Annotated in this window: 19 protein-coding genes; 2 read left to right on the top strand and 17 right to left on the bottom strand. The window is 65.1% G+C overall.

Annotation, left to right across the window (positions count from 1 at the left end; all coding sequences use genetic code 11):
• Positions 1-35: 35 nt before the first annotated feature.
• Positions 36-1,673 (bottom strand): ABC transporter ATP-binding protein, encoded by a 1,638-nt coding sequence (locus MJ205_RS06470; protein ID WP_239811703.1) that lies wholly within the window; start codon positions 1,671-1,673, stop codon positions 36-38.
• A complete protein-coding gene (locus MJ205_RS06465; protein ID WP_446715077.1) occupies positions 1,666-2,811 on the bottom strand; it encodes an ABC transporter permease in 1,146 nt (381 codons plus the stop codon). The genes MJ205_RS06470 and MJ205_RS06465 overlap by 8 nt, the downstream gene beginning before the upstream one ends.
• Positions 2,812-2,975: 164 nt before the next feature.
• Between MJ205_RS06465 and MJ205_RS06460 the strand changes: the two genes are divergently transcribed.
• A complete protein-coding gene (locus tag MJ205_RS06460; RefSeq protein WP_239811702.1) occupies positions 2,976-3,449 on the top strand; it encodes a DUF2127 domain-containing protein in 474 nt (157 codons plus the stop codon).
• Positions 3,450-3,501: 52 nt separating this feature from the next.
• Here MJ205_RS06460 and MJ205_RS06455 read toward each other — a convergent pair whose 3' ends face one another.
• Together MJ205_RS06455 and MJ205_RS06450 are read right to left on the bottom strand one after the other, a co-directional pair.
• Positions 3,502-4,527, bottom strand: a complete 1,026-nt coding sequence (locus tag MJ205_RS06455; RefSeq protein WP_239811701.1) for a microcin C ABC transporter permease YejB — start codon at positions 4,525-4,527, stop codon at positions 3,502-3,504.
• Between the two features lie 134 nt (positions 4,528-4,661).
• Positions 4,662-6,500: an extracellular solute-binding protein gene (locus tag MJ205_RS06450; protein ID WP_239811700.1), complete on the bottom strand. Its 1,839-nt coding sequence runs from the start codon at positions 6,498-6,500 to the stop codon at positions 4,662-4,664.
• A gap of 120 nt (positions 6,501-6,620) precedes the next feature.
• Here MJ205_RS06450 and fabI point away from each other — a divergent pair, with 120 nt between their 5' ends.
• Entirely contained in the window at positions 6,621-7,421 is an 801-nt protein-coding gene (gene fabI, locus MJ205_RS06445; protein ID WP_239811699.1) for an enoyl-ACP reductase FabI, read from the top strand.
• A gap of 70 nt (positions 7,422-7,491) precedes the next feature.
• Here fabI and MJ205_RS06440 read toward each other — a convergent pair whose 3' ends face one another.
• From MJ205_RS06440 to MJ205_RS06380, 13 genes are all read right to left on the bottom strand, one after another.
• Positions 7,492-9,990, bottom strand: coding sequence for a heavy metal translocating P-type ATPase (locus MJ205_RS06440; RefSeq protein ID WP_239811698.1), 2,499 nt, complete (start codon positions 9,988-9,990; stop codon positions 7,492-7,494).
• Positions 9,991-10,110: 120 nt separating this feature from the next.
• A complete protein-coding gene (locus MJ205_RS06435) occupies positions 10,111-10,917 on the bottom strand; it encodes an ankyrin repeat domain-containing protein (protein ID WP_239811697.1) in 807 nt (268 codons plus the stop codon).
• Positions 10,914-11,720, bottom strand: a complete 807-nt coding sequence (locus MJ205_RS06430; protein ID WP_239811696.1) for a TatD family hydrolase — start codon at positions 11,718-11,720, stop codon at positions 10,914-10,916. The genes MJ205_RS06435 and MJ205_RS06430 overlap by 4 nt, the downstream gene beginning before the upstream one ends.
• A gap of 156 nt (positions 11,721-11,876) precedes the next feature.
• Complete coding sequence (locus MJ205_RS06425) at positions 11,877-12,251, bottom strand: PilZ domain-containing protein (protein WP_239811695.1); 375 nt, start codon at positions 12,249-12,251, stop codon at positions 11,877-11,879.
• 96 nt (positions 12,252-12,347) lie between these two features.
• The gene (locus MJ205_RS06420) at positions 12,348-13,391 is read right to left on the bottom strand and encodes a DNA polymerase III subunit delta' (RefSeq protein WP_239811694.1); all 1,044 of its coding nucleotides are present in this window, start codon (positions 13,389-13,391) and stop codon (positions 12,348-12,350) included.
• Between the two features lies 1 nt (position 13,392).
• Entirely contained in the window at positions 13,393-14,088 is a 696-nt protein-coding gene (tmk, locus tag MJ205_RS06415) for a dTMP kinase (protein WP_239811693.1), read from the bottom strand.
• 42 nt (positions 14,089-14,130) lie between these two features.
• Positions 14,131-14,481 carry a single-stranded DNA-binding protein gene (locus MJ205_RS06410; protein WP_312408835.1) on the bottom strand — a complete coding sequence of 117 codons (351 nt, stop codon included), beginning with the start codon at positions 14,479-14,481 and terminating at the stop codon, positions 14,131-14,133.
• Positions 14,482-14,556: 75 nt separating this feature from the next.
• Positions 14,557-15,819, bottom strand: coding sequence for an MFS transporter (locus MJ205_RS06405; protein WP_239811691.1), 1,263 nt, complete (start codon positions 15,817-15,819; stop codon positions 14,557-14,559).
• Positions 15,820-15,872: 53 nt separating this feature from the next.
• The gene (rmuC, locus tag MJ205_RS06400; RefSeq protein WP_446715076.1) at positions 15,873-17,378 is read right to left on the bottom strand and encodes a DNA recombination protein RmuC; all 1,506 of its coding nucleotides are present in this window, start codon (positions 17,376-17,378) and stop codon (positions 15,873-15,875) included.
• A gap of 158 nt (positions 17,379-17,536) precedes the next feature.
• Complete coding sequence (locus tag MJ205_RS06395) at positions 17,537-18,532, bottom strand: 2-hydroxyacid dehydrogenase (protein ID WP_239811689.1); 996 nt, start codon at positions 18,530-18,532, stop codon at positions 17,537-17,539.
• 18 nt (positions 18,533-18,550) lie between these two features.
• A complete protein-coding gene (locus MJ205_RS06390; protein WP_239811688.1) occupies positions 18,551-19,981 on the bottom strand; it encodes a sodium:proton antiporter in 1,431 nt (476 codons plus the stop codon).
• Between the two features lie 127 nt (positions 19,982-20,108).
• The gene (gene pncB, locus MJ205_RS06385) at positions 20,109-21,362 is read right to left on the bottom strand and encodes a nicotinate phosphoribosyltransferase (RefSeq protein WP_239811687.1); all 1,254 of its coding nucleotides are present in this window, start codon (positions 21,360-21,362) and stop codon (positions 20,109-20,111) included.
• Positions 21,363-21,539: 177 nt separating this feature from the next.
• Entirely contained in the window at positions 21,540-21,998 is a 459-nt protein-coding gene (locus MJ205_RS06380) for an acyl-CoA thioesterase (RefSeq protein ID WP_239811686.1), read from the bottom strand.
• Between the last annotated feature and the right edge of the window lie 220 nt (positions 21,999-22,218).

Genomic DNA, 22,218 nt, shown 5'->3' with positions numbered 1-22,218 from the left:
GCCTGCCGCTACATCAATCTGTGTCATGGGGAATGTCAGCTCAGCTCCAGGCTCGCCGCCATCAGCCGCTGTGTGTAGGGCTGGCGGGGTGCGTCCAGCACCTGCATGACGTCGCCGCTCTCGACCACTTCGCCATCCTTCATCACCAGCACCTCATGCGCCATGGCGCGGATCACCGCCACATCGTGCGTGATCAGCACGTAGCTCAGGCCGCGTTCACGCTGCAGGCGCTGCAGCAAGGCCAGCACCTGCTGCTGGATGGTGACATCCAGCGCGCTGGTAGGCTCGTCCAGCACCAGAATGTCAGGGTCTACGATCAGCGCACGGGCAATGGCCAGGCGCTGGCGCTGGCCACCCGAGAACTCATGCGGATAGCGGTCGAGCAGGCCCGGGAATTGGGCCTCGGTCATGCCCACCTCCTGCAGGAGCGCCCGCACCTGCTGCTGCAGCCCGGCAGCGGCCAGGTGGGGCTGCGCCAGTTGCAGGCCTTCGCCCACAATCTCCTGCACCGTCATGCGTGGCGACAACGACGAGAACGGGTCCTGGAACACCACCTGCACCTGGCGGCGCAGTTGCTGGTTGGCGGCACTGTTGCGCTGCGCCGGCAACTGCCAGGCCTGTTCGCCAATGCGCAGCTCACCCTCGCTGGGCAGCAGACCCAGGATCGCCTGGGCCAGGGTGGATTTGCCCGAGCCCGATTCGCCAATCACGCCCAGGGTCTGGCCCCGGGCCAGGCGAAGGCTGGCGCCGCGCACCGCCTCAAACCGGCCCTTGCGGAACCAGCCGGCAAAGCCCGGCAGCGGCGTCGCATAGGCTACATGCAGGTCACGTGCCTGCAGCACCGCCGGCGCCTCGGGCTGGCGGGCCACGACCTGGCGCTGGGGCGTGCTGGCCAGCAGCTTTTGGGTGTAGGCATGCTGGGGCGCGGCAAACACCTCGGCCACGGCGCCCTGCTCGACCAACCGGCCCTTCTCCATCACGGCCACCCGGTCGGCGAAATGGCGCACCAGCGGCAGGTCATGGGTGATCATCAGCACGGCCATGCCGGTCTGGCGTTGCAAGTCCCCCAGCAGCTCCAGGATCTGGCCGCGCAGGCTCACATCCAGCGCGGTGGTGGGTTCATCGGCGATCAGCAGCTTGGGCCGGCAGGCCAGCGCCATCGCAATCATCGCGCGCTGGCGCTGGCCACCGCTGAGCTGGTGCGGATAGCTGCCGGCGCGGCGCTGCGGCTCGGCAATGCCGGTGGTGGCCAGCAGCTGCACGGCCTGCTCCCAGGCCGCCTTGTCGCTCAGCCCCTGCTTGAGCTGCAGCACCTCGGCAATCTGCGCGCCGATGGTCATCAGCGGGTTCAGCGCCGTCATCGGCTCCTGAAAGATCACCGCAATCTCGTCGCCCCGCACCGCTTGAATCTCGCGCTCGGAGATCTGCAGCAGATTGCGCCCGCCCATCAGCGCTTCGCCGCGCAGCTGGGCCTCACCCACCAGGCGCAGCAGCGACAGCGCTGTGATCGTCTTGCCCGAGCCGGACTCTCCGACCAGCGCCAGCTTCTCGCCAGCCTGGATGCAAAAACTCAGGTCCTTGACCACATCCTGGCCGCCAAAGCCCACATGGAGGTGGTTGACCTGCAATAGCGGCGCGGGCACCGCCACCGGGGCTTGTGTTGGCTCAAGCATGGCGGGCCTCCTGGGCATCTGCGCCGGCTGGTGCGGCTGGCTGGGCTGGCACTGCCACCGGCGCTGCGCCCGCACGGGGCGCATTGAGCTGCTTGCGCGGGTCCAGCGCATCCCGCAGCGCATCGCCCATAAAGGTCAGCAGCAGCAAGGTGCCGACCAGCACCGCAAAGGTGGCCAGCGATATCCACCAGGCGTCGATGCTGTTCTTGCCCTGGCTCAGCAACTCGCCCAGACTCGGCGTGCCGGGCGGCACACCCAGGCCCAGGAAATCCAGCGAGGTCAAGGTCAGAATCGAGGCGCTCATCTGGAACGGCAGGAACGTGACCACCGGCGTCATGCTGTTGGGCAGAATGTGGCGCCACATGATTTTCCAGCTGGGAACGCCCAGCGCCCGCGCCGATTTCACATAGTCCATCTGGCGGTTGCGCAGAAACTCCACCCGCACATAGTCCGACAGCGCCATCCAGCCGAACAAGGCCAGCAGCACCAGCAGCAGCGCAGCGCTGGGGGCCAGCACGGCACTGAAGATGATCAGCAGGTACAGCACCGGCATGGCGCCCCATATCTCGGTAAAGCGCTGGAACATCAGGTCCACCTTGCCGCCGAAAAAGCCCTGTATGGCACCCGTCAGCACGCCGATCACCGTGCCCACCGCCGTCAGCGCCAAGCCAAACAGCACGCTGACCCGAAAACCGTAGATCAGTTGGGCCAGCAGATCACGCCCCCGGTCATCGGTGCCCAGCCAGTTGTCGGCCGATGGTGCCGACGGCGTGGGTGACTTGGCAAAGTAGTTGATGGTGTTGGGGCCATAACGGTTGAGCGGAAAGAGCGCCCAGTTGCCATCCTTGCCCAGTTGCTGCTGGATGAAGGGGTCCAGGTAGTCGGTGGCGGTGTGGAAATCGCCGCCAAACGTGGTCTCGGGGTAGTCCTTGGCGAGCGGAAAATAGGTCTGCCCCTCGTAGCGCACGACGAGCGGCTTGTCGTTGCTGATCAGCTCGGCAAACAGGCTGAGCACCACCAGCACCACAAACAGCAGCAGGCTGTAAAAGCCCAGCTTGTTGGACTTGAAACGGCGCCAGGCGCGGGCAGCGGGCGAGCGGCCCGGCGGGAGTGGGGAAACAGGCTCGGTCATCGTCATGGTCTGCAGAGGCGGTGTGGGCACCGTCCCCCTCCTGTCACTGAATAGGGGGGCCTGGGGCCTTGGGGGGCGACGGTAGCAACTGTGGCGGCGATGGCACTGGCAGCCCCGTTGTCGCTGTTGGCCGACAGCCAAACGGCGCGCCATCGGCCATGCTCTGCGCCATGCCAGCCAGCACCAGCCCCCCAGCCTTGCGCACCGCGCTCAAAAGCATTGCCATTTTTGAAGCGCTCAAAGGCGTTGCCGCGCTGCTGGGCCTGTTGGGGCTGCTGAGCCTGCTGCACCACGATCTGCACCGCCTGGCGCTGGAGCTGATCGGGCACTTCGGCCTCTCGCCCAACGCACGCTACCCGGCCGTACTGATCGGCTGGGTGGACAAGGTCAATGCCACCTCCATCCATACGCTGGTACTGCTGGGCGCGGCCTATATCGCGCTGCGCTGGCTGGAGGCCTGGGGCCTGTGGCATGACAAGGCCTGGGGCGAATGGCTGGGCGCGCTGTCCTCGGGGCTGTACATTCCCCTGGAAATACAGCACCTGCTGGCGCACCGCCACTGGCAAGGGGCGGTGGTGCTGCTGCTCAACATCGTGGTGGTGGCCGTGCTGCTGCGGCGCCTGTACCTGCGGCGCAAGCACTGAAGCACCACAGTATCCCGCTGCTGTCGGGTGGGCCAATGCGGGCATGCGCGCCTCAGTCAAACTTGACACGCGGATCCACCCAGACATAGCACAGGTCGCTCACCAGCTTGGTGAGCAGACCGATCAAGGTAAACAGGTACAGGGTGCCCAGCACGACGGGGTAGTCGCGCCGCAGCACGCTCTCGTAGCTGAGCAGGCCCAGACCATCGAGCGAGAACAAGGTTTCGATCAACAGCGAACCGGTGAAGAAAGCCCCGATGAAGGCTGCCGGAAAGCCCGTGACAATGGGCAGCAAGGCATTGCGGAACACATGGCGCCACAGCACCTGGCGCTCGCTCAGGCCCTTGGCCTTGGCGGTGACCACATACTGCTTGCGGATTTCTTCAAGAAAGGCGTTCTTCGTGAGCATGGCCGTCACCGCAAAGCTGCCAGCCACCATGGCGGTCACCGGCAAGGTGATGTGCCAGAGATAGTCCACCAGCTTGGCGGCCCAGCCCATCTCTTCCCAGCCCGAGGAGGTGAGGCCGCGCAGCGGAAACCACTGCAACTGCCCGCCAAAGATCACCAGCAGCGCCACGCCCAGCACAAAACCGGGTATCGCATAGCCGACCAGCACGATCACCGTGGTGACCATGTCGAAACGGCTGCCCGCGCGTACCGCCTTGGCAATGCCCAGCGGCACTGCAATCAGGTAGCTGATGAAAAAGGTCCACAGCCCCAGGCTGATGGAGACCGGCAGCTTGTCCTTGATCAGCTGCCAGACGCTCTTGTTCTGGAAAAAGCTGTTGCCCAGATCAAAGCGGGCGAACTGGCCCAGCATCTGCACAAAGCGCTCGACGGGCGGCTTGTCGAAGCCGTACAAGGCCTTGATCTCTTCGAGCCGTTTGGGGTCAATGCCCTGCGCGCCCCGGTAGCCCATGCTTGCGCCTTCAGCCCCCCGGTTACCGGCCTTGGCCTCCGCCAGGTACTGCTCGACCGGGCCGCCCGGCACGAACTGGATCACCACAAAGGTCAGCAGCAGGACCCCGAACAAGGTGGGAATCATCAGCAGCAGACGTTTGAGGATGTAGGCAAACATGCGGTGCGGGCTCCAATGTCAGCAGGGGCGGGCAAGCGCCGTGGCACTGTGGCAGAAAAGGCCTGGGCAGCGCGGCAGGCGCGCCGGGGCGGTGAGAGGGATCATATAACGGCTGGGCCCTGCGTCAGACCGGCTCATGGCTTGGCCGTGTCAGCGGTGATCGGCGGCATGCGCGCCCACCAGTAGTACATCACCCAGGTCTCGCCCGGCACATAGGCGGGCACCTGCGGCGGCTCCACCAGGCGCCAGGCGTCATACACCACCCGGTGGCTCGCCGCATACCACTGCGGGATGAGGTAGTGGCCCGCCACGATGATGCGCTCCAGCGCATGGCAGGCAGGCAGCAGCTCCTGCTCGCTCTTGGCGCTGGCCATCTTGGCAATCATCGCGTCGACGGCCGGGCTTTTAAGGCCAATGAAGTTGCCCGAGCTTTCCTGGTCCGCCGCCGCGCTGCCAAACAGTTCGGCATATTCCTGGCCGGGAATATTGGTGCCTGGGATGTTGACCGATATCAGGTCATAGTCGAACTTGTCGACCCGCTGCTGGTAGAGCGCATAATCGGCCACCCGCAGCCGCAGCTTGATGCCGAGCTTTTCCAGGTTGCGCATCCAGGTCGAGACGGTGCGCAAGCCGCCTTCGTTGCTGTCCAGAAACTCCAGCTCCAGCGCCTCGCCCTTGGCATTGCGCAGCACACCGTTGGCGTCCACCTTCCAGCCGGCTTCGGCCAACAGCGCCTGCGCCTTGCGCAGGTTGTCGCGCAGGCTGCTGCCCTGGTCGGTACGGGGTGGGCTTTGCATCGGGCCCAAGGTGCCGGCGGGCAGGTCCTTCTCAAAGGGCTTGAGCAGCGCCAGCTCGGCGTCGCTCGGGCTGCCGTGGGTCTCGCACACGGTATTGCCAAACAGGCCATGCACGCGCTCGTAGGCGCCGTAGAACAGCTGGCGCTGCATCCACTCGTAGTCAAAGGCCAGGCCCAGCGCCTCGCGCACGCGCACATCCTGCAGCACTGGGCGGCGCAGGTTCAGAAAATAGCTCTGAAAACCGGACGGCAGCTTGTTGGCAAATTCCCCCTTGCGCAGCTCACCCCGGTCAAAGCGTTTGCCGTACAGGCGCCGCGCCCAGTCACCGGCGCTGAAAAAGCGCATCACATCGAATTCACCGGCCTTGAGCGCCTCCAGCTTGGCGGTGTTGTCCTTGTAGATCTTGATCGTGATCCGGTCAAAATTGGCGCTGCCCACGCGCACCGGCAGGTCTTTGGCCCAGTAGCCGGGGTCGCGCACATAGGTGATGTCCCGGCCAAACACCACCGGGCCGATCTTGTAGGGGCCGCTGCCGATTGGCATATCGGTCACGATCTGGTCAAAGCGCTTGGGCTTGCCATCGGCGCCCAGGCCCCAGTCGCGGCTGAAGACCGGCAGGCTGCCCACGGTCAGCGGCAGATCGCGGTTGGGCTTCTTGAAGCGAAAGCGCACCGTGCGGTCATCGATGACATCGCAGCCTTCCACATCGGCCAGCAAGGTCTTGTAGCCGGGCGCAGCGTACTGGCTGATCAGCGCCTCGTAGCTGTGCTTCACGTCCTGCGCCAGCACCGGTTTGCCATCGTGAAAGCGCGCCGCCTTGCGCATCTTGAACGTGGCGGACAGGCCATCGGCTGCCACATCGATGTCCTCGGCCAGCAGCCCGTAGCCGGTCGTCGTCTCGTCCAGGCTGGCGATCAGCAGGCTGTCAAACAGCATCTCGGTCAGATAGGCCGGGGGCGAACCTTTGATCGTGAAGGGGTTGTACTTGTCAAACGTGGAGTAGCGCAACGCGCTGACCAGCCGCAACTCTCCGCCCTTGGGCGCATCAGGATTGGCATAGGCAAAATGCTTGAAATCCGCCCCGTAGCGCGGCTCGCCCCAGAGGGCGTAGGCATGGTTGGCCCAGGCAGGTGCTGCCGCAGCAGCCCACAAAATCAGCGGAAGGCAGAATCGCATGCGACAATTCTGCCCTAGCTGGCCACCTGTGCAAGCGTTTACCCCCGAGAAACGCTCTGCCCCGGTGCCAGGTCTTTTTTGGCCATGCCTCATGGCCTGGAACTCATCAGGAGAAGAACAATGGGATTTCTGACCGGCAAGAAACTGCTGATCACGGGCGTGCTGTCCAACCGCTCCATCGCTTACGGCATCGCCAAGGCCTGCCACCAGCAAGGCGCCGAGCTGGCTTTCAGCTACGTGGGTGAACGCTTCAAGGACCGTATCAGCGAATTCGCTGCCGAGTTCGACTCCACGCTGGTGTTCGACTGCGATGTGGCCGATGACGCCCAGATCGAGAAGATGTTTGCCGACCTGGCGGGCACCTGGGGCAAGTTCGACGGCTTTGTGCACTCGATCGGCTTTGCACCGCGCGAAGCGATTGCCGGCAACTTCCTGGAGGGCCTGTCGCGCGAAGGCTTCCGCATTGCGCATGACATCAGCGCCTACAGCTTCCCGGCGCTGGCCAAGGCCGCCCTGCCCTACCTGAACGACAAGTCGTCGCTGCTGACCCTGTCCTACCTGGGTGCCCTGCGCTCCATCCCGAACTACAACACCATGGGCCTGGCCAAGGCGTCGCTCGAAGCCTCCGTGCGCTACCTGGCCGAGGCCGTGGGCCGCACCGAAGACGGCCGCGCGATCCGCGCCAACGGCATCTCCGCCGGCCCGATCAAGACCTTGGCCGCTTCGGGCATCAAGGACTTCGGCAAGCTGCTGGGCCGTGTGGCTGATGCCTCCCCGCTGCGCCGCAACGTGACCATCGAAGATGTGGGCAATGTCGCCGCCTTCCTGCTGAGCGATCTGGCCTCGGGCGTGACTGCCGAGATCACCTATGTGGACGGAGGCTTCAGCCAGACGGCAGGCCTGTCGGCCGACCAGGTCTAAGCCCTTCCGCTTGAACAAAAGCCCTGCAGGCTGGGAGCCTGCAGGGCTTTTTCATGTCCAGCCGCATTGTCTAGACGCTAAAACGGCGCAGCCGCAACGCATTGGCCAGCACAAACACACTCGACAGCGCCATCGCCCCCGCCGCAAACACCGGCGACAGCAAGGTGCCATTGATCGGGTACAGCAGGCCCGCGGCCACCGGGATCAGCGCTACGTTGTAGGCAAAGGCCCAGAACAGATTCTGGTGGATATTGCGCATGGCGGCGCGCGAGAGCCCGATGGCGGTCACGACGCCGCGCAGGTCGCCGCCCATCAGCACCACATCGGCCGACTCGATCGCGATATCGGTGCCCGAGCCCACAGCAATACCCACATCGGCCTCGGCCAGTGCGGGTGCATCGTTGATGCCATCGCCCACATAGGCCAGCGCACCATGTGCGGTCCGCAGGCGTTTGACGGCCTCGACCTTGCCATCGGGCAGCACCTCGGCCACCACCTCGTCAATGCCCAGCTGCTGGGCAATCGCCTCGCCGGTGCGGCGGTTGTCGCCGGTGATCATCGCCACCTTCAGCCCCATCGCATGCAGGCCCTCAATGGCGGCCCGTGTCGTCGGCTTGATCGGGTCGGCCACGGCAATCATGGCCGCCAACTGGCCATCGATGGCCGCATACAACGGCGTCTTGCCTTCGGCGCCCAGGCGGGCCGCCTCGTCGGCAAACACCGCCACACCGGCGCCCAGCTGCTGCATCATGCGGTCTGCACCGACTTCCACCCGCGCGCTACCCACTTGGGCACGCACGCCAAAACCGGTCACCGATTCAAAGCCGGACAGCGGTGGCAGTTGCAGGCCTTCAGCCTGCGCGGCCTGCACAATGGCCTGCGCAATCGGGTGCTCGGACTGGCTCTCGACGGCTGCCACCGCCGCCAGCACGGCGGCGCGCTCAAAACCGGGGGCCAGCACCAGGTCGGTCAGCGCGGGCCGGCCTTCGGTCAAGGTGCCGGTCTTGTCGACAGCCACCACCCGGGCATCTTTCAGCAGCTGCAAGGCTTCGCCCTTGCGGAACAGCACGCCCAGCTGGGCGGCGCGGCCGGTGGCCACCATGATCGAGGTCGGCGTGGCCAGGCCCATTGCACAGGGGCAGGCAATGATCAGCACGGCCACCGCATTGACGAGGGCCAGGCTCAGCGCCGGCGACGGGCCCAGCAGCAGCCAGAGCACAAAGGTCAGCAAGGCGGCGGCCATCACGGCGGGCACAAACCACATGGTCACCTTGTCCACCACCGCCTGGATCGGCAGCTTGCCGCCCTGGGCCTGCTCGACCATGCGGATGATCTGCGCCAGCACGGTATTGCCCCCCACCTCGGTAGCCTCCAGCGTCAACGCGCCCTTTTGGTTGATGGTGCCGCCCACCACCTGGGCGCCATGGGTCTTGTGCACCGGCACGGGCTCGCCGCTGATCATCGATTCATCGACATAGCTCTCGCCCCCGGTCACCCGGCCATCGACCGGAATGCGCTCGCCAGGGCGCACCTGCACCGTGTCCCCGGGCTGCACCGCGTCAATGGCCAGCGACTGCCAATCGCCATCACGCAGCACCCACGCGGTCTTGGCTTGCAGTTGCACCAGGCGCTTGATCGCCGCCGAGGTGTTGCCTTTGGCGCGCGCCTCCATCCAGCGGCCCAGCAGAATCAGCACCACGATCACCGCGGCCGCCTCGAAATAGACATGCACAGTGCCCGCAGGCAAAACGCCGGGCGCAAAGGTGGCCACCAGCGAGTAGAGGTAGGCCGACAAGGTGCCCACTGCCACCAGCGAATTCATATCCGGCGCTGCACGCCAGAGCGCAGGCAGCCCCAGGCGGTAAAAGCGGCGGCCCGGCCCTGCCAGCACCAGGCTGGTCAGCACCCATTGCAGCAGCCAGTTGCTCTGCTGCGGCAGCCATTGGCTCACCCAGTGGTGGAAGCCCGGCAGCACATGGCCGCCCATTTCCAACACAAATACCGGCGCAGCCAGCAGGGCTGCGATCCACAGATCACGCCACAGGCCTTGCTGTGCCTGCTGCTGGCGCTGGGTTTGCGCATCATGGGCATCGGCTGCCCCACCAGCGTCTGCCACCTGCGGCAGGCTGCGGGCGGTATAGCCGGCCGTGGCCACGGCGGCCAGCAGTTGCTCGGCCTGCACGCCCGCCGTCAGCTGCACCATCGCGCGCTCGGTGGCCAGGTTCACGGCTGCGGTCTGCACGCCAGGCACAGCCTTCAACGCCCGCTCGACCCGGCCCACGCACGAAGCACAGGTCATGCCCTCGATCTCCAGCTCCAGCGCATGCGCAGGCACCTTGTAGCCCGCTTTGTGCACCGCTGCCACGGCCTGTTCCAGCAGCTGGGCGGCGGGGGCCTGGTCGCCCAGTTGCAGGCTGGCCTGCTCGGTGGCCAGGTTGACATGGGCGCTCAGCACGCCAGGTACGGCCTGGAGCGCACGCTCGACACGGCCGACGCAGGAGGCGCAGGTCATGCCCTCGATCGGCAGTTGCAGCAGTGGGGTAGCAGAGGAGATGGTGGGGGCAGTCATGGCGGTTGTCTTTCTATCCATGGCAGCCACTTTAAAGATTGCCATGGTGTGAATGTCAAGCCCCTGCCAACAGCGGGTGCAAACGCAGCGGGGGCAGCGCGGGCAGCGCCGCCCGCCCCCTTACCAGTTGCTCTGGATCTTGCGCCGGCCTTCCTGCGGGAACGCGGGCTTTTGCGGCACATAGCCGCCAGGCTGCGGCTGGGGCGCGGCCTGGCTGCCCGCCGCTGCTGCGCCTGCGCGCGCACCCGAGCCTGGTGCAGCGGCGCCGGCCTGGGTCAGCCAGGTCACCACTTCCGAGCGGTCGGCACGGGTGGCAAAGTCGCTGGCGGTCAGACCTTGCTGGTTTTTCAGCTTGGGGTCGGCCCCCTCCTTGATCAGCAGTTGCACGGCGCTGCGCGTGCCATACTGCGCCGCCATCATCAACGGCGTGGTGCCATTGGGTGATGCGGCATCGATATAGGCATGGTGCTCCAGCAGCAGCGCCACCATCTGCAGGTCGGAGCCGTCTTCACTGGGAGCCGATACGGCATAGTGCAGCGGCGTCCAGCCCTCGCGGTTCACATCGGCACCCCGGGCAATCAAGGCCTTGGCCAGATCGACCTGGCCCTTGATGGCGGCCATCATCAGCGGTGTTTCGCCCTTGGCATTGGCCAGATTCACGTTGGTTGCCGGCAGCGCAATCATGCCCTTGGCTGCGCGGTAGGAATCGAGCTTGAACGCCTGGGTCAGCCCCGTCTCGCCCTTCTCGCTCACGGTGTTGGGGTCAAAGCCGCGCTGCACCAGCGCCTCGATGCCCTTGGCATCGTCGCGGATGATGCGGGTGAAGAAATCGTCGTAGGAGCCCGCTTGCGCGACCGCGCAGGCGAGCGACAAGGCTGCGGCACAGGCCGCATGCAGCGCAGACAGGGAACGAGACTTGGGCTTCATGACAGCACTCCGCTGAACAATCGGTCGAAATTGCGGTTGGTGGCCTCGGCCACCGCTTCCACGCTGATGCCGCGCACCTCGGCAATCTGCGCGGCCACATGGGGCACGTAGGCAGGGATATTGGTCTTGCCGCGAAACGGAACCGGGGCCAGATAAGGGCTGTCGGTCTCGATCAGCAGGCGGTCCTCCGGCACAAAGGCCGCGACATCGCGCAGATCCTGGGCCTTCTTGAAGGTGATGATGCCGGAGAACGAGATATAGAAGCCCAGATCCAGCGCTGCGCGCGCCACCTCCATGCTCTCGGTGAAGCAGTGGAACACGCCCCCTGCAGCATCAGCGCCGCCGGTTTCGCCCTCTTCACGCAGCAGGCGCAAGGTGTCGTCCGAAGCGCTGCGGGTGTGGATCACCAAAGGCTTGCGCACCTGCTGGGCCGCACGGATATGGGTGCGAAAGCGCTCACGCTGCCACTCCAGATCGGCAATCGTGCGGCCACCCTTGCGGTCTTCCATGCCGTAGTAATCCAGGCCGGTCTCGCCAATCGCCACCACCCGGGGCAGCGCGGCGCGCTCGACCAGGTCCTGCACGCTGGGCTCGGTCAGCCCTTCGGTATCCGGGTGCACGCCCACGCTGCACCAGAAGTTGTCATAGCGCATCGCCAGCGCATGCACGTCGGGAAACTCTTCCATCGTGCAGCTGATGCACAGCGCGCGGGTCACCCGGGCCTCGTCCATCTTGGCACGGATGGCCGGCAGGTCCTGGGCGAGCTCGGGAAAATTGAGGTGGCAGTGGGAGTCGGTGAACATCAATCGTCAACGCTGCAGACGAACGGAGCGCCGCAGTCCAAATACAAACAATTGCTGCCATTGTCCGCGCTCCGGCCCCGTGGCCGGTGGCTGCCACCGTAAAACCCTGTCAGCCCGGCTAAGAAATGCGGGTGGGACCGGGTCGAAGCTGCGTGCTTAGATCGTCTGCGTCGCGCGGTCGGCCTGCAAGGCGGTGCCCAAGATCTGTTCAATCTTGTAACGCAATTCGTCGGTTTTGGGGTCCTTGGGAAAGCGTACCCCGATGCCCTGGGTGCGGTTGCCGCTGGCGCCTGCCGGGGTCACCCAGCCGACCTTGCCGGCAATGGGGTAGCGCTGCGGGTCCTGCGGCAAGGTCAGCAACAGGTAGACATCATCGCCCAGCGCATAGTCCTTGGGCGTCGGTACGAAGATGCCGCCTTCCTTGAACAAGGGGATGTAGGCGGCGTACAGCGCGGCTTTTTCCTTGATGGCCAGTTGCAGCACACTGGGGCGCGCGCTGGCTGTGCCTGTTGCGGGAGTGGGACTGTTCATAGATTGCAAGGATAACCAAATTTTGCAAGCTCATCCCCTATGCCAGCGCAAAGAGCGGACAGAAAGCGGCGCTGTTACACCGCTGGCGGGCCCCGCTCAGCGGCGGGACTGCAGCACGCTGGCCGCCTGCGCCACCAGTGCCTCCAGCATCAGCCCCTGGTTGAAAGGGTGTGACGCCGTGCGCATCGACTGCGTCAACGCCTTGCTCCAGCGCGCCAATACGGCCAATGTCGGGGGGGGCGGAAGATCAGCCGCCTCAAAAAACCGTGGCGTAGCCCCCACACGCAGCATCAGCAAATCATGGCAGAGCTTTTGCAAGGCATCGACCACCTCGGGCGCGGACAGGCTGGACAGCGCGCCGGGCTGGCCATTGGCCAGGTCCTTGGGCAGCTTCTTCCAGACCTGGGGCGAGCGGCCGGCCTCCATCTGCGCCAGTGCATCATCAGGGCGGCCACCCGCAGCCTGCAGCAGCGCATCGACCTGGTCGGCCGGCACATCCTGCGCGACCAGCCAATTGCGCGCCGACGCCGTATCAGGCCACTGCATGGTGTGCGCCAGACAGCGGCTGCGTATCGTCGGCAGCAGCTGGTGCGCAGCCTCGGTCGCCAGCACAAAGCGGGCATCGCCTGGCGGCTCTTCCAAGGTTTTGAGCAGCGCGTTGGCGGTGACGGCATTCATCTTTTCTGCCGGGTACACCAGGACCGCCTTGCCCTTGCCCCGGCCGGAGGTGCGCTGGGTGAATTCCACCGCATCGCGCATGGCATCCACCCGGATTTCCTGACTCGGCTTGCGCTTCTTGTCGTCAATGTCCGCCTGGGCCTTTTCCGGCAACGGCCAGCCCAGCGCCAGCATCTCGGTCTCGGGCATCAGCACACACAGGTCGGTATGGGCATGCACATCAATGGCATGGCAGCTGGCGCAGTGGCCGCAGGCCCCTTGCGGCGTCGGCGCATCGCAGAGCCAGGCACGTACCATGGCCATTGCAAGCGAAAACTGGCCCAGACCCGAGGGGCCTTGCAGCAACCAGGCATGGCCGCGCTGGGCCAGCAGCAGGTCGCGCTGCTGGGCGATCCAAGGTGCCAGAGGAGTGGGGGCGGCGGAGACAGCCTCAGCCGCAGCGGTGTTCTTGGCGGTGGCCATCTCAGCCCTCCTCCCGGCTGGCGCTCAGCCAGCCCCGGGCCTCGACGGCCTGGCGCACCGCCTGCCACACCGCCGGCTTGGGCTGGTGCGAATCGATGCGTGCAAACCTGCCGGGTTGCGCCAGCGCGCGCTCGGCATAACCGGCGGCCACGCGGGCAAAAAACTGCTGGGGTTCGGCCTCAAAACGGTCCGGGGCACGCGCGCCTGCCAGGCGCTCGGCGGCCACCTCGGTGGGCAGGTCAAACCATATCGTCAGGTCGGGCTGGCGCAGTGCGCCCTCGCCCAGCTCGGGCCGGGCCTGCACCATGTGCTCCAGCACCGACAGCACCTGCAGGTCAAAGCCACGCCCTGCGCCCTGGTAGGCAAAGGTGGCATCGGTAAAGCGGTCGCACAACACCACGTCGCCACGGGCCAGCGCGGGCTCGATCACCTGCTGCAGGTGGTCGCGCCGGCCGGCAAATACCAGCAAGGCCTCGGTCAGGGCATCCATGGGCTCCTGCAGGAACAGCGCGCGCAGCTTCTCGGCCAGCGGCGTGCCCCCGGGCTCCCGCGTGCTCACCACCCGGCGACCGGCGGCCAAAAAGGCGTCGTGCAGGCCCTGGATATGCGAGGATTTGCCAGCGCCGTCAATGCCTTCAAAGCTGATGAACAGACCGCGCGAGGCAGCTGGGGAAGATACGGGAGAAGATGGAGTCATGCTGCGGCAGATTGTACGTGCCAGCCAGCCATCCGGACGGGATCAGCCCGCAGGATCCAGGTCCGTGTCGCCCGCTACACCGCGCTTGCGCGCCACCGCGTAGGCGGTCAGCACCTGGTGGGCCACCATATCGACACTGGGGCGGGCGACGCCATCGCGGTCCACCCAGACCTTGGGCGTCAGGCTGCCCGACAGGCAGATGCTGTCGCCATCGCCCAGGCCCAGCAATGCGGCGACCGGGGCATCGTCGAAAGCGATGACGTTGACAATCAGCATCTCGCCATCGCCTGCACCGGCATTGGCACGCACCTTGGCCAGCGCGTAGGGCTTGCCGGTTTTACTGGTGCGCTCGACCGGCTGGCCCAGTATGCGCCCGGAAACCAATCCATCCATCATGCTTGCATCCCCCATTCAAGCCCTGCAGTTTAGCCGCTCGGGCCAGAGCCAAATGCAAGTCGGGCCCGCCGATCAGGGCTCGCGTGGCGGCATAGCCACCGGCTTCTCGCCCAGCGCATGGGCGGCGGGCCCCGCCGCAGGACTGCTGTCGATGACCTTGAAAGTCGGCAGCGGCGTTTTCCCCAGCACCCAGGCCATGCGCGAGCCCGCACCTACCAGCGCGCCCATCACCCAGAAGACCCCGCCGACACCGATGGCCGCCCCCGCCGCACCGAACATCAGCGGCATGCAGACGCTGGAGCCGTTGATCAGCATCAGCCGCAAGCCCACCGCCTCGCCATGGCGCTCTTCCGGAGTGATCTGGTGCAGCATGCTCATGGCCATCGGCTGCACGCTGCCCAGGCCGATGCCCAGCAACGCCGAACAAAAGGCCATCGCCCAGGCATTGGGCATCAGCGGATAGACCGCGAAGATGGCGGCGGTCAGCACCATCGCGGCCATCACCACCGTCATCTCACGCAGATGGCGCGAGATGGCAGGCAGCAGCACCCGGATCACAAAGGCCGCCAGCGCGAACACGCCGAGCACGGCGCCGATCTCGGAGGCCGACAGACCCCGGTCATGGCCCAGCAACGGCACGACAAAGGTGTGTACATCCCAGCAGGAGGCGACCAGCCAGTTGACGATCAGCAGGCGCCGGAAGGACTGCTCGCGCAGCAGATCCCAGGCATGGTGCGGCTGGCCATCGCTCTTGGGCGGCGCCGGCTCCATCTCTTGCGCGCTGCGCACGCACCACCAGGCGACCACCGAGAACAGCGCCAGCACCACAAACGCGATGCGGTAGGAAAGGTTGTTGCCCGCCTGGCCGGTGGAGTGGTCGATGATCAGGCCCGTCACCATCGGGCCCAGAAAATTGGCAATCGCCGGGCCCAATGACAGCCAGCTGAAGATCTGGCGCAACTCGCTGGCCTCATGCGCGACGCGGCCGGCGTGGCGCTGCAGCGCAATGATGGAGATGCCGCAACCCGCGCCGGTCAGCAGTGCCGACAGGCATAGCACTTCAAAGCGGGGAAAGGCCACACCGATGGCAGTACCGACAAAGGCCAGCGCAATCGCCGCGAGCATCGGCTTCATGAAGCCATGCCGGTCGGCGTAGCGGCCTGCCGGCAGCGCCAGAAACACCTGGGTGAGCGCAAACAGACTGAGCAAGAACCCCACGGCGCCGGGGGTGTGGCCATCGCGCAGGGCCAGCAGCGGGGCTGCCAAACGCGTGCCTGTCATACAGGTATGGACGAAAAACTGGCCGATGATCAGCCGTATCAACTCGCGATTCACGCGTTCCCTTCAGCACCTTGGGCACTTGGCGCTTGCTTGGCCTGCATTGTCGGCTAAGAAAGGGTGGCGGCGCTGTCGCCTTCGTCCGTATCCGAGGTCAGAGGGCCCAACTCGCCGGCTGCAGGCGTCTCATGCACATGCGAGAGGCGCTTTTTGATCGCCCGGGTGCGCACATCGACCTGCTCGAACTTCTTGGCTGCCTGGTCCAGCGACTTGCGCGTGGCCTCGACCACCTCGCCAAACTTGTTGAACTCGGTCTTGACCTGGCCCAGCACCGCCCAGACCTCGGAGCTGCGCTTTTCGATGGCCAGCGTCTTGAAGCCCATTTGCAGGCTGTTGAGCATCGCTGCCAGGTTGGCGGGCCCCGAGACCATGACCCGGCAGTCGTTTTGCACCGCCTCGACCAGGCCGGGCCGGCGCATCACCTCGGCAAACAGGCCCTCGGTGGGCAGGTAGAGCACCGCAAAATCGGTGGTGTTGGGCGGCGAGACGTACTTGCTGTAGATCTTCTTGGCCTCCAGGCGGATCGAGTTCTCAAAACCGATGCTGGCCGACTGGATCGCCGCCTTGTCCATGCTCTCCTGCGCATCCATCAGGCGCTGGTAGTGCTCCACCGGGTACTTGGAATCGATGGGCAGCCACACCGGCCTGTCGTCGCTGTGGCCCGGCAGGCGGATGGCGAACTCCACCATCTCGTCGCTGCCCGGCACGGTCTTGACGTTCCTGGCGTACTGCTGGGCGGTCAGCACGTTGTCGATGATCATGCCCAGCTGCAACTCGCCCCAGGTGCCGCGCGATTTCACATTGGTCATCACGCGCTTGAGGTCGCCCACGCTGCCGGCCAGGGTCTGCATTTCGCCCAGGCCCTTGTGCACCTGCTCCAGCCGGTCGCTGACCAGCTTGAAGGATTCGCCCAGGCGCTGCTCCAAGGTGGCATGCAGTTTTTCGTCCACCGTTTTGCGCATCTCTTCGAGCTTGCTGGCGTTGTCGCTCTGGATGCTGGCCAGCCGCTCATTGAGCGTGCCGCGCAGCTGCTCGGCCTGCTGCTGGTTGGCCTGCAGCAGCTGCGCCAGCTGGCGCCCCACCCCATCCTGCATGCCGCTCAGGTGCGACTGCACATCGGTCTTGAGCGTGGTCAGGCTGTGGTGGTTGGCCCGGGTGAGTGCATCGACGCGCTGGGTCAGCGAGGTATCGAGCACTGACAGGCGCTGGTTGACGGCGGCATCGAGGTGGGCCAGGCGCTGCGCCAGCTGGGCCTCGAACCCGGCCAGTGCCTGGGCCAGTTCCTGGCGCCCCAGGCGGGATTCGGCCAGGCTTTGCGCCATGCGCGCCTCCAGCGATTCGCGGAACTCGCCCATGACATCCTGGCTGCCCTGGTTCAGCTCGCGCAGCTGCAAAGTCAGGTGCTGCGACAGGTGGCTGAGCGCCCCTTCGCTGCGTGCCAGCGCCTGCACCGTCTGCTGCTGGTCCCGGGCCTGGCGCTCCTGCTGCTGCAGCCAGACCTCACCCAGACCGGCCTTGGGCCGGCGCAGCAGCAGGACCAGCAGATTGGCCAGCACCGCCAACAACACCAAGGTCAGCAGCACCAGGCTGAGCAGCGACCGATCCAGATCCAGATTCACAAGCGTTCCCCGTGTTTGAGAAGACTTCAAAAATAATAGCTGCTTGCACCCGCCTGGTGGGCACAAACAGCCATGTTTATTGAAATATTTTGCGTTCAGGCAGCGCTGCGGCGGCTGTGCTCCAGGTGGTTGACGGGCGTGACCGGCGCCTGGCCGCCCAGGTAGGCGATCAGGTTGTCGGCCGCCAGCTGGGCCATGGCCCGGCGCGTGCCCATCGTGGCGCTGGCGATATGCGGTGTCAGTACCACATTGGACAGTGCCAGCAAATCCGGGTGCACCGCAGGCTCGCCCTCGAACACATCCAGCCCGGCGGCCGCAATGGTCTTGTTGGCCAGGGCCTTGGCCAGCGCCGCGTCGTCCACAATGCCGCCGCGCGCAATATTGGTCAGCGTCGCCGTGGGCTTCATGCTGGCGATCTCGGCCGCACCGATCGTGTGGTGGGCCTCAGGGGTGTAGGGCAGCACCAGCACCAGGTGGTCGGCGGTGCTGAGCAGCTCCTGCTTGCTCACATAGCGGGCCTTGCAATCGGCCTCCAGCTCGGGGCTCAGGCGCGAGCGGTTGTGGTAGACCACCTGCATGCCAAAGCCATGGGCACCACGCCGCGCAATGGCCTGGCCGATGCGGCCCATGCCCAGAATGCCCAGGGTGCTGCCATGTACCTCGGCACCGGCCAACAGGTCATAGCGCCAGTCCTTCCACTGTCCGGCGCGCAGAAAATGCTCGCTCTCGGTGATGCGGCGGGCAGCCGCCATCATCAGCGCAAAGCCGAAATCGGCCGTGGTCTCGGTCAGCACATCGGGCGCATTTGTGCCCTGCACGCCGGCTGCCGTCATCGCGGCCACATCGAAGTTGTTGTAGCCCACGGCCATGTTGGCGCAGATCTGCAACTGCGGGCAGGCGGCCAGCAAAGCCGCATCGATGCGCTGCGAGCCGGTGGTCAGCACGCCATCGATGCCCTGCAGGCGCTCGGCCAGCTCGGTGGGCGACCAGGCGACATCGTCCTGGTTGGACTGGACCTCGAAGTGCTGCTCCAGCACAGTGACCACTTCAGGCGAAATGGCGCGGGCAATCAGAATTTTCGGGCGGGACATCGGCAATTTCCTCGGGGTTCAGCGGAACCAGATAAAAGTCATCACGATAAACAACGGCACCAGGATGGCGCAGGACCAGGCCATGTAGCCAAAAAAGCTGGGCATGCGCACGCCGCGGCTTTCGGCAATGGCCTTGACCATCATATTGGGTGCGTTGCCGATATAGGTGTTCGCACCCATGAAAACAGCACCGGCCGAGATGGCGGCCAACGTGGTTGCCATCGAGGTCATCAGCACCTGGGGATCGCCCCCGGCGGTATTGAAGAACACCAAATAGGTGGGCGCATTGTCCAAAAAGCTGCTGAGCAGGCCGGCGGCCCAGAAGTACATCGCCGGGTCCGGCGAGCCATCGGGCCGGGTCACCGCACGCACCACCGCACCAAAGGGCCCGTTGGCACCAGCCTGCAGCATTGCAATGACGGGGATGATGGTCAGAAAAATGCCGGCGAACAGCTTGGCCACTTCCTGCATCGGGCCCCAGTCGAACTGGTTGGCGGCATGCGCAGACGCAGGGGTGAGCTTGAAGGACAGCACGGCCACCGCAATCAGGCCCAGGTCACGCACGATGGATGGCAGACCAACGGCTACACCGGCAATGTCCCACTGCAGATCGGACTTCCAGAATCCGCTGAGCAGCACCAGGGCCACCACGGCGCCCAGCAGCACAAAATTGATCTTGCCCTCAAAGCCCAGGCTGTGGGTGTCGGGCGTCGGATCGGTGCGGGGCTTTTGCGCGTCAAAGCGCAGCATGTAGCGGTCCAGCAGGTAGAAGATCACCAGCAGCGCACCGACCAGAAACAGGGTCTCGGCAAAGATGTGGCGCACCGTCCAGAAGAAATCGACGCCCTTCAAAAACCCCAGGAACAGCGGCGGATCGCCCAGTGGGGTGAGCGAGCCGCCAGCGTTGGAGACGATGAAGATGAAGAACACGACCACATGCGCGCAACTGCGGCGGGCATCGTTGGCGCGGATCAGCGGCCGGATCAGCAGCATCGACGCCCCGGTGGTGCCCATGAAGCTGGCCAGCACCGCCCCAATCGCCAGGATGGCAGTGTTCAAGCCCGGTGAGCCATGCAGGTTGCCACGGATGTAGATCCCTCCCGAGACCGTGAACAAGGCGGTGAGCAAAATGACAAAGGGAATGTATTCAGCCACCAGTGCATGGGCCAGGCTGCCAGCGGCCAACCCCGGTCCGAAGACGGCAGCAAACGGCAGCAAAAAGGCCAGCGCCCAGAAAGCGGCGACCTTGCCAAAATGGTGGTGCCAGAAGTGGGGCAAAAACAGCGGCATCAGCGCAATCGACAGCAGAATGCCGGCAAAAGGGATGCCCCATAAAACAGAAAGATCAGCCCCATTGATCGTGGCCGCACTGGCCCAGCCCGGTACCAGCACCGCAGCCCCCACGGCCGCCCTGCCCCACGCCCCATACCGCTGCCCCACCTGCGCCATAAGCTGCTCCTTGTGTTTGTGCTTATTCCCCCATGCAGCCGTGCGCGCTTGGCAGACGGGTGCAGCCGGTGATTTTAGTCAGCGGCCATGCGCCAGGACCGGCTGCGGGTGACAGCCGCCCTCCCGATTAACCCGCACGTGCGGGGGCTGGTGCCACCCCTTGCGGCGGCATGTGCTGGCTGGGGGGCAGGTTGAACACCTGGCGCAGATAGGCCAGGTATTTTTCGTCGTCGCACATGCTCTTGCCGGGCGTGTCCGATATCTTGGCGACCGGCTGGCCATTGCAGCGGGTCATCTTGATGACGATCTGCAGCGGCTCGTAGCCGAGGTCATTGGTCAGGTTGGTGCCCACACCGAAGGCCAGCTGGCAGCGCCCCTGGAAGCGTTCGAACAGTGCAATGGTGCGCGGTATCGTCAGCGCATCGCTGAAGATCAGGATCTTGCTCAGCGGATCGACCTTGTGCAGCTTGTAATGGGCAATCAGCCGCTCACCCCAGCTGAACGGGTCGCCGCTGTCATGCCGCGCGCCGTCAAAGAGCTTGCAGAAGTACAGGTCGAAATCGCGCAGGAAGGCATCCATGCCATAGACATCGGACAGCGCAATGCCCAGATCGCCCCGGTATTCCTTGGCCCACATGTCAAAGCCATAGATCTGGCTTTCGCGCAGGCGCGGGCCCAGCGCCTGGCAGGCCTGCAGGTATTCATGGGCCATCGTGCCCAACGGGGTCAGGCCCAGTTGTTTGGCAAACAAGGTGTTGCTGGTGCCGGCCAGCTGGCCCCGGCGCTCGCCCGGCATCGCTGGATGTGTGGCCACGCCCAGGCCACCCACCAGGCTGCCCAGCACCTCGCGCTGCCAGCGATGGCTGAAACGCCGGCGCGTGCCATAGTCGGCGATCTTGAGCGCCTCCAGGCCCTGCCCACGCATGGCCTCGATCTTGCCCGCCAGGCGCCTGCGCCCCTCCGCCCAATCGGGCTCAGGCTGGGTGTTGCGAAAGTAGACCTCATTGACGATGGCCAGCACCGGGATCTCGAACAGCACGGTGTGCAGCCAGGGGCCGGTGATCGTGATATCGATCTCACCGCTGGGCAGCGGCATCACGCTGATGTATTTTTCCTTGAGCTGGTAGAGCCGCAGAAAATCGATGAAATCGCTTTTGATGAAGCGCAGCGACTGCAGATAGGCCAATTCGTCATCGGCAAAGCGCAGGCTGCACAGATGCTGGATTTCGGCGCGAATCTCGTCCACATACGGCGCCAGTTGCACGCCGGGGTTGCGGCAGCGGAACTTGTATTCCACCTGGGCTCCCGGAAACTGGTGCAGCACCACCTGCATCATCGTGAACTTGTACAGGTCGGTGTCCAGCAGACTTTGGATAATCATGGTTGGCAGCACAGGGTTGCGCGCCAACACGTGCAGCGGCCAATGTGGCTGCTACAGGCAGACGCCGTGTCTCGTATCCACAACCCAGCGCCTATTTCATAAGGTCGCAACAGCGGCAAGTGTAGGCGATTGACCGCCGCCCTGCTGTGAGGCAGGGCAAGGCATCCCCGCGGAGGCTTATCGCAGGCGCAGTCTGTCGAGCGCCAAGCGCGTGGCGTCTGGCAGCGCAACCGGGCGCCGGCTGCTGCGGTCCACATAGACATGGACAAAATGCCCGCAAGCGGCGCTTTGCGATGCACCGGCCACAAAAATCGCCAGCTCATAACGCACACTGCTTTTACCCAGATGCGCGACACGCACGCCAACATCGACATCCTGCGGATAGGACACCGGCGCAAAATAGTGGCATTGGGTCTCCACCACCAGGCCGATGCTGGTGCTCTTTTCCAGATCGAGCAGCCCATTGTCAATCAGCAAGCGGTTCACGGCCGTGTCGAACCAGCTGTAATAAACGACGTTGTTGACATGCCCATAGGCATCGTTATCCGCCCAGCGGGTGGTTATGCGCACAAACTCGGCATAGGCCGACCGGGGCTGCGGCTGGGGACGCTCGGCGTGCTGCTGCGAAGAAGACATCTGGCCATCCTGGTCACGAAGTTCGCAGGCATTGTAGAACGTGTTTGCGATCTCTACGCAGCCGCGTTGGAGTGCAATCGGGATGAGTTCGAAGGGCAGGTCCGCAGCTTGCACCGGGGTGCAAGCAAGGGCCAGCGCGCAGAAATCGGCCCATTTCACTCCAACCCATAGGGACAAGGGTTTTGCGGGTGCCCGACTAGGGGCGCCCGGCTAGGGCCGC

The organism is Comamonas sp. B21-038 (assembly GCF_022387135.1).
GTDB classification, from domain to species: domain Bacteria; phylum Pseudomonadota; class Gammaproteobacteria; order Burkholderiales; family Burkholderiaceae_C; genus Comamonas; species Comamonas sediminis.
The sequence above is the reverse complement of the archived record's forward strand: the minus strand, read 5'-3'. Positions and strand labels throughout refer to the sequence as shown.